This window comes from Pseudoalteromonas sp. NJ631 (assembly GCF_000276645.1).
GTDB lineage: Bacteria > Pseudomonadota > Gammaproteobacteria > Enterobacterales > Alteromonadaceae > Pseudoalteromonas > Pseudoalteromonas piscicida.
Window position 1 is genome coordinate 98,218 of record NZ_AKXJ01000013.1, and the last position, 13,044, is coordinate 111,261.

At 41.2% G+C, this 13,044-nt stretch carries 12 protein-coding genes; 3 read left to right on the top strand and 9 right to left on the bottom strand.

The annotated features are described in order from the left end of the window. Positions 1-107: 107 nt before the first annotated feature. From arfB to A587_RS0118485, 6 genes are all read right to left on the bottom strand, one after another. Positions 108-521 carry an alternative ribosome rescue aminoacyl-tRNA hydrolase ArfB gene (gene arfB, locus A587_RS0118460; RefSeq protein WP_010375624.1) on the bottom strand — a complete coding sequence of 138 codons (414 nt, stop codon included), beginning with the start codon at positions 519-521 and terminating at the stop codon, positions 108-110. Between the two features lie 80 nt (positions 522-601). Continuing rightward, complete coding sequence (locus A587_RS0118465; protein WP_017218786.1) at positions 602-1,810, bottom strand: ABC transporter permease; 1,209 nt, start codon at positions 1,808-1,810, stop codon at positions 602-604. Positions 1,811-1,820: 10 nt separating this feature from the next. After that, on the bottom strand, positions 1,821-3,152 hold the full coding sequence (locus A587_RS0118470; protein WP_017218787.1) for an ABC transporter permease: 1,332 nt from the start codon (positions 3,150-3,152) through the stop codon (positions 1,821-1,823). A 9-nt stretch (positions 3,153-3,161) separates the two neighbouring features. Beyond that, positions 3,162-3,851 carry an ABC transporter ATP-binding protein gene (locus tag A587_RS0118475; protein ID WP_017218788.1) on the bottom strand — a complete coding sequence of 230 codons (690 nt, stop codon included), beginning with the start codon at positions 3,849-3,851 and terminating at the stop codon, positions 3,162-3,164. 12 nt (positions 3,852-3,863) lie between these two features. Next, the gene (locus A587_RS0118480) at positions 3,864-5,135 is read right to left on the bottom strand and encodes an efflux RND transporter periplasmic adaptor subunit (protein ID WP_017218789.1); all 1,272 of its coding nucleotides are present in this window, start codon (positions 5,133-5,135) and stop codon (positions 3,864-3,866) included. A gap of 246 nt (positions 5,136-5,381) precedes the next feature. Continuing rightward, positions 5,382-6,185 carry a hypothetical protein gene (locus A587_RS0118485; protein WP_017218790.1) on the bottom strand — a complete coding sequence of 268 codons (804 nt, stop codon included), beginning with the start codon at positions 6,183-6,185 and terminating at the stop codon, positions 5,382-5,384. Positions 6,186-6,277: 92 nt separating this feature from the next. Between A587_RS0118485 and A587_RS0118490 the strand changes: the two genes are divergently transcribed. Next, positions 6,278-7,177 carry a response regulator gene (locus tag A587_RS0118490; protein ID WP_017218791.1) on the top strand — a complete coding sequence of 300 codons (900 nt, stop codon included), beginning with the start codon at positions 6,278-6,280 and terminating at the stop codon, positions 7,175-7,177. Here the strand turns inward: A587_RS0118490 and A587_RS0118495 are convergent. Both A587_RS0118495 and A587_RS0118500 read right to left on the bottom strand, forming a co-directional pair. After that, entirely contained in the window at positions 7,169-7,594 is a 426-nt protein-coding gene (locus A587_RS0118495) for a hypothetical protein (protein WP_017218792.1), read from the bottom strand. The genes A587_RS0118490 and A587_RS0118495 overlap by 9 nt on opposite strands. Positions 7,595-7,719: 125 nt before the next feature. Next, positions 7,720-7,971 (bottom strand): hypothetical protein, encoded by a 252-nt coding sequence (locus A587_RS0118500; protein WP_232288093.1) that lies wholly within the window; start codon positions 7,969-7,971, stop codon positions 7,720-7,722. Positions 7,972-8,209: 238 nt separating this feature from the next. Here A587_RS0118500 and nhaR point away from each other — a divergent pair, with 238 nt between their 5' ends. Continuing rightward, entirely contained in the window at positions 8,210-9,100 is an 891-nt protein-coding gene (nhaR, locus tag A587_RS0118505; RefSeq protein WP_017218794.1) for a transcriptional activator NhaR, read from the top strand. 13 nt (positions 9,101-9,113) lie between these two features. Here nhaR and A587_RS0118510 read toward each other — a convergent pair whose 3' ends face one another. Beyond that, positions 9,114-9,824, bottom strand: a complete 711-nt coding sequence (locus A587_RS0118510; RefSeq protein WP_017218795.1) for a LytR/AlgR family response regulator transcription factor — start codon at positions 9,822-9,824, stop codon at positions 9,114-9,116. A gap of 280 nt (positions 9,825-10,104) precedes the next feature. On the opposite strand from A587_RS0118510, the gene A587_RS0118515 reads away from it, so the two are divergent. Further along, positions 10,105-12,948, top strand: coding sequence for a TonB-dependent receptor plug domain-containing protein (locus A587_RS0118515; protein WP_017218796.1), 2,844 nt, complete (start codon positions 10,105-10,107; stop codon positions 12,946-12,948). Positions 12,949-13,044 lie beyond the last annotated feature (96 nt).

Sequence of the window (13,044 nt, forward strand, 5' to 3'; positions counted from 1 at the left end):
AAGAAGAATACTGAGCTAATAAATACATTACAAGTCATAAGTTTAGTCTGCTTTATAATATTTTCCACCAACCAGGCAAGGTTAACGATTGTAAATAATTTAGCTCACTACCAATTCACCGAGCCCCTCAGTGATTTGGTTTGGCCACGTTTGGTCTTTTGATTCAGACGTTTCTTTTGCGAGCTTTTTGTTGGCTTGGTTGCTCTGCGTGCTTTTTCAACTTTAGTGGCTTCTAGGATCAGTGTTTTTAGCCGCTCCAAGGCATCTTCCTTATTTTGCTCTTGGGTGCGAAAACTCTGTGCTTTAAGCACAATGACACCCTCTTTGGTCACTCTAGAGTCTTTAAGTGCAAGCAGGCGCGCTTTGTAAAAGTCAGGCAGTGTCGAGCGGTTGATATCAAACCTAAGATGAATGGCACTGGAGACTTTATTGACGTTTTGTCCACCCGCACCTTGGGCACGAATAGCGGAAATATCGATTTCCCACTCTGCTAGAGTGACATTATTTGAGATTTTAAGCATAGTAATTTCAAGCCTCCACTTACTATTTTAACAAAGTAACGGAAGGCTTGAAATAGCAGCGATCAGTGCGGAGCGTGTAGCTATGCTGTTCGAGTTGCGATAGCTGGAGGCACTCTTGCAGCAATTATAGCAGGGTAAGTAACCGCCAACTGACCTGCAAGCAACATTACTATCGCACCTGCAATCAAATAATCACCGGGTACACTGGTAAGCCCAAAGTAATTAACTAAATAAATATTCGCAGTGATTGCGATGATTATGCCCAGTGTAATGCCAAATAAAGACACCACCGCATTTTCAATCATAAAGTAACGTAGAATGTCGGCCTGAGTCGCCCCAAGAGCACGACGAGTACCAATTTGCTTACGACGTTTATAGACTGTATATCTTGCCTGACCAAAGATCCCTAGCATAGTTACACACGCTAAAGCTGCGATCACCGCTTTTAGCGTTTGGCTCACCGCATAATCAGCTTGTAAATTTTCCGTTTTTATTTGCTCGAAGGATTTAAAGGCATCAAGTTGACGGCCAGGCTTTTTAAGCATTAAGGCTTGAACTTCATCCATTGCAATTTCTCTTTGACCAGGCTTTGCTTTTACTACTATGATGCTTTCTTCATAATGTTCTCTAACCGAACTTATTACGGTCATATCATAAGCGTACCAAAACCGCCAAGGAGATTTCATAGTTTCAACGATACCCACAACCTTTTGCGGTACCGATTCAACATAAATAGTTTCTCCAATCACACTGCGCCAATCGTTAGGACGAATTTTATGTGCCAAGTCCTGCGAAATTAACACGCTGGCTGATTCCGTATGGCCATCAAAATAGGTGTGTATTACATCATTATGTTGTAAGTTTCTACCCGCAACCACTCGTAGTCCAAGCGTATCTACAATGGTGTCATCCGAACCATAGTAGCCTGCGTGAGTTATCCTTTCATCTTCCTCAGGGGTTAAACCAACATCTAGTGAGCGACCCCAGTTAGTAAGCGGCATACTAGTGATCGTACTTACACTCTCAACACTGGCTAGTGCACGGATATCGACAAGGTCTGTATCAAGAGCTGCATTTTTTTCTTCATCGCTGCCTTCAAAATGAGTTCTAAAGCTGAACAACTGGCTCTCGGCTAATCCTGTCGGTTGCACCAATTCTTGCTCTTTAAGTATCATCATATAAATGGCATTAACCAAAATTGTAAATGTCAGCGCAATTTGCAATATCAGTAGTAGCGGAGAAGCCTTATTTTTGTTTAAGGTTTTTAAAATTGGCAATAAATCTCTCATGGTCATGCTCCTACAGGCTTTTCAGCTGACTAGATGGTTGTACTTTTGCCGCATGTAAAGTCGGTAGCAAACCAAAAGTTACAGCACTCACCACAGCCAATACAATCGTCATGATGACTATACCTGCGGTCATCTCAAGCATCTCAGCATAAAGATGGCTGTATAATTGCGCTGTGACACTCAAGCCAATTTGCGCAAGTAATAGCCCAAGTATCCCTCCCAAGAGCCCAATAATACAGGTCTCAACAGTAAACTGAGTGATAATGTCTTGTTTAGAAGCTCCAACCGCTCTACGAAGCCCAACTTCACCAGCTTTACCATGAAATTTTGCGACCATCATAGCCATACAGTTAAGCAGACAAACCACAAGAAATGCGAATGCAAGCCACACTGCTACATTGCCATCATCTTTAATAATTTTTCTTTCAATTAATTGCTCCTTTACATTAAATAATTGATGTAAAGGCTCTCGTAAAAAGCGACCATACTCTCTTTGTTCCATTGAGTAACTAATCAAAAAGTCCATGTAATTATTGCGCTCCGCCGCAGAGTTTAGTTCAACCCAATATGAAACCCATACGCATTCAGACGCTAAAATCGCCGAAAATGAGTCATCCTCGGGTTCTTTCCAGCACTGATAAGACACGTCGGAGCCAGTCCATAGCCCGTTATTGATTTGCGCTTGGAATGGGACAATAACATCTCTAGGTTTGTTGAAAGCACGAGTTCTGTAATCAAAAAACTTGGGGATGGGATACCAATCGTCGGTAACACCAACCACTCGGTACTGTAAATCCCCTAAGAGCAATGACTTACCGACGGAGTTTTCTCCACCAAATAACTTATCATTCAGCTCGCTACTGATCACCGCAACTTGTAGCCCATCCTGATCGGCAATTTCATCCCATGCACCACCAAACTTAAACGGCACCTCAAACATGTTGAACATGTCACGGTATGCACTTCGGATTGGGGTCATTTTTGCTTCAGTAATTGACTGCTCTGTGGTGCGAGTCATTATTTTAAAACTACCAAGAGGCGTTTGATTAACGCCCTGTTTCGCATTTTGTAGATTTATTGCATCTTGGTAGGTAAGAATAAAAGGTGGAACTTCTTTCCCTTGGGAAATATTGAACGGCTTGTCTGGACCATAGCTATTCAATCGAACATTGAACAAGCGGTCACTTTTTGTTGGGATCGGATCTTTTTGTAGCAGATAACTCACTGTGTAAGTCGTCATAGCAGCACCAATACCTACAGCTATTGTGGCAACCATTAAAAATGACAAAAATGGCGTTTTCCGCAATGAAATAAGCGCTAATTTAAGATAGTAGCTAAGCATAACTTATCCTTAAGCAATCGCTTTGTTACAATGTTTTCGCTCAATTATCACGCCATCACGAATTTCAATAATGCGATGTGCTTTCTCTGCTTGTTGCGTATCATGCGTTACCATCACGATACTCGTTCCTTGCGCGTTAATATCCATGAGCAACTCCATAATACTATCTGCCATTTTGCTATCTAAGTTACCCGTCGGCTCGTCTGCAAGCAAAAATGAAGGCTTACCGGCTATTGCACGAGCAATCGCCACTCGTTGTTGTTGACCACCAGATAGCTGTGATGGATAATGATCTTTGCGTGATGCAAGGCCAACTTTATTCAACGCATCCATGATCCTTTCATGGCGCTCTTTTGAAGATAATTTGCGATAGCGAAGTGGCATATCAACATTATCGTATAGGTTTAGCTCAGGAATTAAATGAAAGCTTTGAAATATAAATCCCACTTTTTCGTTACGTAGCTTTGACTTAGCCTTATCACTTAGCTTTTCAACATTGAAGCCATCCAATTCGTAGCTACCGTCGCAAAAATCTTCCAACAGGCCTGTAATATTTAGAAACGTTGTTTTTCCAGAGCCAGACGGCCCCACCACAGAAACAAACTCGCCTTGCTCAATACGTAAGTCAAATGGCTGCAAAGCTTGAGTTTTTATTGTGTCTGTATAATAAGCTTTTGATAGGTGACGCATGGATAGCATGTTACAGCTCCTTTATTGAATTATTTTCACACTGGGGGCATCTTTAAAGATCCGCGCGTCAGAGGTGATAACCTGATCGCCGATATTAAGCCCTGATAGTACTTCTACTTGTCCAATACTTCTCAATCCAATCTTTATTGGCGTTTTGACAGCCGTGCCTTCCTTTACTACATAAGCAAACTGTCCATTGTATGTTTCCAAGTATTGACCATGTGGTAGGTAGGCAATATTTTCTTTTTGTTCGAGTACAATTCGACTAGTTAACCTTTGGTTTTGCCTTAGTCCCTGAATTGTGTCGTCTCTAAATCGGATTTTTCCGGCAACACGGCCATTTTCAATTTCAGGCGAAATTGCAACGATTTCGCCACTATAAACGTCACCATTGAGGTTCACCTCGGCTAACATTCCTAAAGCTAAATCATCTGAATAGCTCTCAGGTATTTGTACCTCTATCTCGTATTTGGAGAGATCGACCACGCTTAATAGTGGCTGATTTTTAGCCACTGAGTTTTTTTGCTCGACTACTAAATTACCAACGAGTCCCCCTACTGGTGAGACAACTTTAAGTGCATCGACTTGCCTTTCAAGCTCTGCTACTTTGACTTTTTGTGCCTCAAGTTCAAGCTCTTTGGTCCGAATCTCAAACTTCTGACTTTCTTTTTGCAATTCAACTTCTTTAATTGCTAAGCGATATTCCCGCAGCGCATTTTCCAAGTCATCTTTGGCTTTTTGATAATCAATATCGCTGACAACTTGAGTTTTTAAACCGTCTTCAGAGCGACGCATTTCACGCTTAGCAGCATTCAATACAACGGTAGCCTTACCTAAATAGTTTTCCTGTGCTAAGTCCTGTTTTTTAGCTTGAATGATTTGTCGCTGAAGTTCAGTATCTAACTGATTTAGCTTAGCTTGATGCTGTGCAAACTCGCTTTTTAATTCAGGACTATCTATTACGGCAAGGGTTTGACCTTCAATCACGCTATCTCCCGACTCGACCAAATAGGTCACAGTCCCTTGAGCAGGGCTATATATTGTCGGACGCCGTGCTGCGACGACTTTTCCCTGAACAGAAATATCGCGAACAAAGTCACCTTGTTTAACTGCCGAGATATGAATTTTATCGCTTGAAACAGCTGTTTGACCACTTATCCACTGCCCGACAATTGGTGCAAAAAACAAAATAGTAATAACTATGAGAATACTTGCTACCGCTATAAATACTTTATTTTTTTTAGGTCTTTCAACCACCGAGTCTTGAGCACTCGTATCTGGAATATAGGCCATGAAATAATCCTTTTTACAACTGCCTTTGTTATTGAGAAAGATGCACTTTACAAGTGCTTTTCACAGCCATTCACTCAACTAGCGCTTACGTCACTTGATAGAGTTTGAAATCGAGTGAATGTATCTTTTTCGTCACTTTTCAAGTGAAGAAAATCTCAAAAGATAAAAAGCAAAACAGGTAATGTAAGTGCCTAAACCTTACACAAACTCAAGACTAATGTCACGAGAAATAAAACACTTTGTTAACTATTTGGTTTGATTCTTGACGACCTCCAAATATCGGCTTTCTATAAACTTCTTCTCTTTGGACAAGTGCTCAAGTGCATCTCGGGTTTGCTCCAACTCTTTTTGAATAGCTTGCAACTTTGGACCATCTTCAACCTCTTGTTCTTGAACCATTAGCTGTTGCAGCGCCTGGCTTTGTTCGGCAATTTGTCTTTTGTATTCATTGATAGTTTGAGACATATCTTGGCGCTCTTTTTCAAAGGTTGCGACCAGTTGCTCTAGCTCTTGCTCGGATGTACCTCCCACAGACTTAGAGGCTTCTAGTTGCTGCTTTAATGTGTCATTTTCTTTTTGTAGTTCCTCTGTAGACTCATATTGGTCATATAGCTTTCTTCTCGTTTGCTTAAGTCGCTCTAAACTTTTCGACAAATCTCCTCGAAGTTTTTTTATTAGCCGATGCGATTTAAGCAACTTACTGTTTAAATCATCCATGCGAGTTTGCTCTTCTGGCGAAATATGATCCTGTGTTGAGCGTTTAACCTCAGCTAATTGCTGTTCTAAGTGAACTTGTAAGTTAGCCAATTCTTGAATGGTGTGTTGGTTATCTTCGACAAACTTCATTGACTTGTTAATTGCATCGCGACAATGCTGAAGCAGATACTGTTGCTCTGCGCTGGATGTCCCAGCTCCACCAGCAGCCTTTGCAAACAATCTAAATTCTCGAAGGATTAACAACAAAATATAAAACCAAAAAACTAATATCAGTAGCCCGATATTCACCGCCATATAGATAAATACATCGACTGGTAGTTTGCCTAGAAACATATTACGCACTCATTATTTTCTTACTTTCATTTTAGTATTGGTTAAAAATCATGCCTATAATAAATCTATATTTTTCAATAAAGTGGTAATGTGTGAAGATATTGCTCGTGGATGACAGTGCGGCAACACTTGAGATTATTCGTCGCGGTTTAGTACGTTTTAGATATCGTAAGCTGTTGATAAAGAAGGCACAAAGTGCAAAAGAAGCACTAAAGATTATTGGTTCTTGGCATCCAGATATTGTATTGACCGACTGGCATATGCCCGATATTTCAGGACTCGCTCTCGTCAAAGCAATCAAACAAAAACAGCTTGATGTCACCATGGCGATGGTAACGACTGTCGACGATCGTGAGCAAATTAAGCTCGCCCTTGACTATGGTGCCGCGTTTGTACTGTCAAAGCCGTTTGCTGACGACGACCTTCATAACAAAATCATGCCGCTGGTCAAATCCGCAGAAGAAAGCAGCAAAACGAGAGAAATTCATACGCTACATAAAGGCGTGCCCTTGCCTCAAGTTGGCCAACTTGAAAAATTAATGAACAAACATATTGATACAGAGCTGAGACTCTATCAGGTGCATCAAATGGAATATGATCCCGATAACCTTCCGTGCGTCATGGTCGCATACGAAGATCCGAGCAGCCAGAAAGTTCGCGCAATCGGAATATTTGATGTGTACTCTGTCTGTGTGCTTGCCGCATCCACAGGGAATTTAACTGATCAAGCTGGGTTTGAAGCGATTCATCAACATCAGATAACAGACGACATGTTAAGCGCCTGCCACTCAGCACTAAACTCTACGTCTTATGCATTTCTAGACGGCATAACCAGAAGGAGCCTTAGAGTAAAAACCCTACAGTTGGTCACTAAGCCTTTTCCTAAGTTAAAACGCTTGTATAAGTCCGCCGCAAACATGCGCATAGATTTATGTTGCCAACGTCCAAATATGGCACAAGGTAAAATATTGTTGGTTGGGTTTTTAAGCTAACGCTTTAAGCAAGATCCCTGGATCAGTTATCCCAGCTTCTTTTAAAGCTTTTTGGATATTTTGGGTTAATTCAATAACTTGATTCTGCATACGTAAAATATATTCAAGCTTTTGTGTAACTAGCTCCGCTTTCATTTCATCTGAATAAGCGTCATTTGCTTTTAGCTCTTCGAGTAATTTTTGCTCTTCCTTTATTTTCTCTCTGAGCTCTTCTAGCTTTTCAACCATTTTTTGAATGTGAAGTGGTAGTGCTGCTTCTTCTTGCTCCTCTCTCACCTCTTCTCCAGATAACTTAGACATATCTTTTTCTGATAGTCTGAGTGGTTTAGATTCTGTCGCTTCTTCAACCTTGGTTTTCTGCTCCATCTTACTCGTGGTTGATTTAGCTGGTGAGTGAATTAAAAAGTTCACGTTCATTTTCTTTGGCCAATATGATTTCCTTTGACCTACATATCGGTAATTTATCGAGGATCTTTAAGAAAAATTGCGCGGCTTCCTTGCCGCTGCAAGTGCTTGGGAATGGAATCACTCGGTACTGAAAACTAACCGAGTTTAAAATAATTCTGTTTTAAGATTTGCTTGCAGTTGCTTAATGCCCGATTTAATGCCTGCAACAAAGTTTTACCTTTTGCCTTGACCTTTAATGTTGGTAATCCGGGTAATAAAAGCTCAACTTGGCATAAGGTAAACTTGCCAATCTGCTTGTCCACCTGTTTTTCAATTCGTACATTTATTTTTCGAATATTGTTTGCATAGCCGCACAACGCTTCATTTATTGTTTTAGCAAAAGCCACTTTACTTGACACCGCTATCGGCTCATTTACATCAACAAGGTTCAATTTCATCATTACCTCAGACAATCGCATCACATATAACTTTGCTGAAAACTTAGAATGACTCGAATTAAAAACGCTTACGCTATCCGGGACATTCTCTCAACTTTTACTTGCGCCATGAGATCAAATCTACTAATGTTCAAGAAAAGATAAAAGCTGATTATATCTAACTAAAAGCAAGATTTTTACGAACAATATGAACATAAACTTCAATCACCTTTACTATTTTTGGCAAGTAAGCAATGAAGGCAGCATCGCAGGTGCAAGTAAAGTCCTTCATTTGACGCCTCAAACCATCAGCGCGCAGCTATCAAGCTTAGAAGATCGGCTAGGGAAACCTTTATTTATAAGAGAAGGCAGAGGACTCAGGTTGACTGACTTCGGCATTTTAACAAAGCAATATGCGGACGATATGTTTTCGATTGCCAAAGAATGGTTAGAAACAACACAAGATGGTGCAACAGCCATACATCGCACATTAAAAGTAGGTATCTCAGATGCCATTCCAAAATCGTTAGTATCAAAATGGCTTGCGCCTTTGATAGAAAATGAGCAAGTTGCCAACTTGCACTGTATTGATGGTCAGCAGTCTGAATTATTGGCTCAGATGGCGATGCATAAACTCGATATCGTACTAGCGGACAAACCACTTGATAGTAATCTGCCATTTAAAGTATTTTGTCACGAAATAGGAAAGAGCCTGATTGGCTTTTATGGTTCAATTTCTAGTTGTGAAGAACTTAGGGCAAACTACCCAAAGTCATTACAAGCACAACCAATCATTCTTCCCGCGAAACACAGCCCAGTAACAAACTCGATTCAATTTTGGCTGCAAGAGCAAAATATAGAAATCAAAGTCGCAGGTCATGTGGATGACAGTGCCTTGATGAAAGCATTAGGTCAGCAGGGATTTGGCATTTTTCCTGCCCCACTTTCGATAAAATCAGAATTACAACGGCACTATGATGTCTGCCTCATTGGCACTATCGAAAGTACGTATCAAAACTATTACGCCTTCACACCTGACAGACTAATTAAAGACTCTATCTTCAGCGAGTTCGTGAATTTTGCCAAAGGAGTGAGCTGACACTATAGTCAGCTTATGTTGGCTGTAAAAGAGAAGACAAGTTTTGTTTATAACGTCTTGATAGGTGGAGTGAATCTCCGTTTTCTAGAATAACGTCGTAATCTCCATTATCTCTTGTCTTCAGTTCACTGATAGCATTCAAATTAACGAGTGAAGACTTATGGATCCTAGAAAAGCCAAAGGTTTTAAGACTTTTTTCCATTGCTGACATCGTGTCCCTATGCAAGATTGAGCGCTGCCGATTGATCATATGAAGTTCGACATAGTTTCCCGCACCACCAACCCAGGCTAAGTCTTCCACTTTTATCACATGAATGTGCCCCGAGTCTTTTACAATCAATCTTTGATTCGGGACATACTCTGATGAAGCTTCTTTAGAATGCGAGAATACCAGCTGAAGAATATTGGTGATCAGAGCACCTTCTGTATCTTTACCATCAACACTCATTGTTGTAGAAGCATTTAATTTAACATCTGTCGTTATTTTAATAGTTGGCACAGAGTCAAAATTTCTTGTGATTAATTCTTGCTGTCTCAGGTCAATATCATGTGAAATATCAATTAACAAACAGTCGATTTCACCCACTTTAATAGTTTCTAAAACATCAACAATATTTTGATAATATACAAACTGGGAACAAACTGCGACTTCTTTTAATTTTGTACTTATTTCGACGCCAAGCTCAGACAAATAGCTAGGAATAGAGATCGTCACTCTTTTCATTCATCACCTTAAACACATCAACAGGTTAACAAGGATACTAATACTTTGTATCCTATTTCACAATAGTTAACATATTATTGTTATAGATTGTCACTATGTAATCTGCAAATTAAATTTGATCTTTTTTTTCTCGCCTGTCGTCACTGATTCCCATCGCCTTACGTATCTCAACTGGCATATTCCAAGCTTCCGTCATAACTTCGTCGTGATACTAATAAGCCTTTGTGATGAGTTATTAAACTTGCCGAGGGTATCTAAAACAAACCTATCAGGGGATATCATGAAACAATTCAAGCGTTCTAAGTTAAGTATGCTTATCACTTCTGCGTGCCTAATCGGCGGAAGTTTAAGCATCCAAGCATCAGCCGAAGAAGCAGCTGATGGTGCTAATGAAGAAGTCGAAAGAATTTCTATTACAGGTTCTCGTATTCAACGTGTTGCTTTAACTGCTAAAACACCAGTTATCGAACTAGACGGTTCTGAATTTGCCATGTCGGGTAACTTAAACGTTGAGCAAAAGCTTGCCGAGCTACCATTGACAGTTCCTTCTTTTGGCCCAAGCTCAAATAACCCGGGTGATGGTACTGCTCGTGTTGACTTACGCGGTTTAAACGATGAGCGTACTCTTGTTCTTGTTAATGGTCGTCGCTGGGTCCCAGCAACACAAACAGGTGTTGTCGACTTAAACACTATCCCTGCGTCTCTTATTGAAGGCGTAGACATCATTACTGGTGGTGCAGGTGCGGTATACGGTTCTGATGCTCTGGCTGGTGTTGTAAACTTCCGTTTGAAAGATGACTTTGAAGGTGCAGAAATTTCTGCGTTATACGACATCACAGAAGAGGGCGATGGCGAAAAGTTCAACACTGACCTTACCTTAGGTGGAAACTTTGCCGACGGTAAAGGTAATGCTACTGTTTATATTGGTTACGCCAAACGTGAGTCAATCTTTCAGGGTGATAGAGACTTTACTAACGTAACACTCACGGAAGGCGATACAGGTTTAGTGCCTGGTGGCTCATCAGGTATTCCTGGTACCCGAGTATTCTCAGGTCCTACACTTCCTAACGGTACAACTCTAGGCCGCTTTGGTCCTAATGGTGAAGGCTTACCGTATACATCAGCCGATGCATTTAACTATGCCCCTGATAACTACCTGCAACTACCACAAGAGCGTCTAACGCTTAACTCTTTTGCTCACTACTATATCAATGACGATACTCGCTTATATAGTGAGTTATCTTTCATCCGCAACGAAGTGCCGTCGCAGCTAGCTCCAACTCCTGCATTTGTGGGCAGCCTAGAAGTCAACCCCAATAGTCCATTCTTTGGTGCTGATGTTCAAGCCGCAATGAATGCGCTGGTACCAGAACTTGACGCGGACGGTGAGCCTACAGGCAATATGATCAGTGCACTTAATGCAGACGGAAATTATGTTTTACCGTTTATTGGTCGCCGTATGGTTGAAAATGGTCCACGCCAATCGATTGATACACGTAACGCTATGCGAGTGTTAGTAGGTGTTGATGGTTTTATTGGTGATTGGGCTTACAACGCATACTACAGTCGTTCTGAACTAGACCGCTCTAATCTACTTAATAATGACGTTTCTGAAACACGCTTCAGACAAGCTATCTTAGTTACTGATGACGGTAGCGCATGTCAAGATACATCTGGCGGTTGTGCACCATTGAACATATTCGGTGAAGGTAATATTTCGCAAGCGGCGATTGATTTTATCAACGTTGGTGCATCTAACGTAACAAATATCAAGCAAGAGATCTTCCACGTCGATTTTGCTGGTGAATTACCATTTACCGTGCCATCTGCTGATTTGCCGGTAGGTTTCGTAATTGGCTACGAAAGCCGCTTTGATGATTCGAGCTTCCGTCCTGATGAATTCTTAGCATCTGGTGATGTTTTGGGCTTTAACGCTGGTGAGCCAACCGTTGGTAGCTATAGTGTTGATGAAATCTTCACAGAAATCGACATTCCATTAGTGACAGATGCGGCATTTGCTGAAGACATTACACTATGGTTTGCAGGGCGTCTTTCTGACTATTCAAACATTGGTAACGTCTCTTCATTTGCAACAACGCTAAACTGGAAAGTGAATGAATACGTTTCGTTCCGCGCAGGTTATCAAGAATCTGTACGTGCGCCTAACATCTCAGAACTATTCCAAGGCGCAGCAAATGGCTTCCCAAGCGCAACCGATCCATGTAGCGTTGATGGTTTCGTAGAAGGAAAAACAGATAGATCACTTTGTGAAGCTCACGGTGTTGCATCTTCTCAAGTCGGTGTATTCGAGCAAGCAAACGCGCAAATCGAGGGGAGCTTTGGCGGAAACCCAGAGCTGAAGGAAGAAACATCGGAAACGGTCACGCTAGGTCTTGTTATTACACCTACAGAAAACTTTGATGTGACTATCGATTACTTCGATATTCAAATTGATGATGCAATCGATGTACTAGGTGGTGGCGTAAACAATATTCTAGATATTTGTTACAACCAGCTTAAAGATCCAAGCTCTGAGTTCTGTCAAGCGATTACTCGTCGTCCTGATGGCAACGTAGACCTTGTGACGGCACTCAATGCTAACATAGCTGAACTAGGTACTAAGGGTTATGACGTTAACTTCAATTGGAGGACTGAGCTTGACTTTGGTATCGGCGAGAATGGATCAACATTGAGTATTAATTCAAAGAACACCATTCTTGATGAGTACTTTAAAACAGCAAGTGTTGGCTTTACAGAAACTAATTACTGTGAAGGTAAATTCGGTAACACATGTCTTACCCCTCGACCAGAGTTTCAGAGTAATAACCGCTTCACTTGGACTTCAGGTGACTTAAGCGTGTCAGCACTAGTGCGATATATGAGCGAAGTTGATGATGACACTGGCGAAAACGAAATTGTGCCTACATCTAAAGCTGTATGGTACCTTGATCTTAGCGCAAGCTATCACTTCACAGACCATGTACAAGCAACATTCGGTGTTAAAAATGCGCTAGACACCGAACCAACAGCTCTAGGTGATGCTCAGCAACAAGCAAATACATTCCCAGAGTTGTATGACGTAATTGGCCCACGTTACTTCGTGAGTGCTGTGTACACGTTCTAATCAGTTGATACTGAAAGACTAGGGAGCTTCGGCTCCCTTTTCTGTTGTTGCTGTATAAGTCCCTTAATCTACAGTAAGTTACTAAGTTTTTCATCG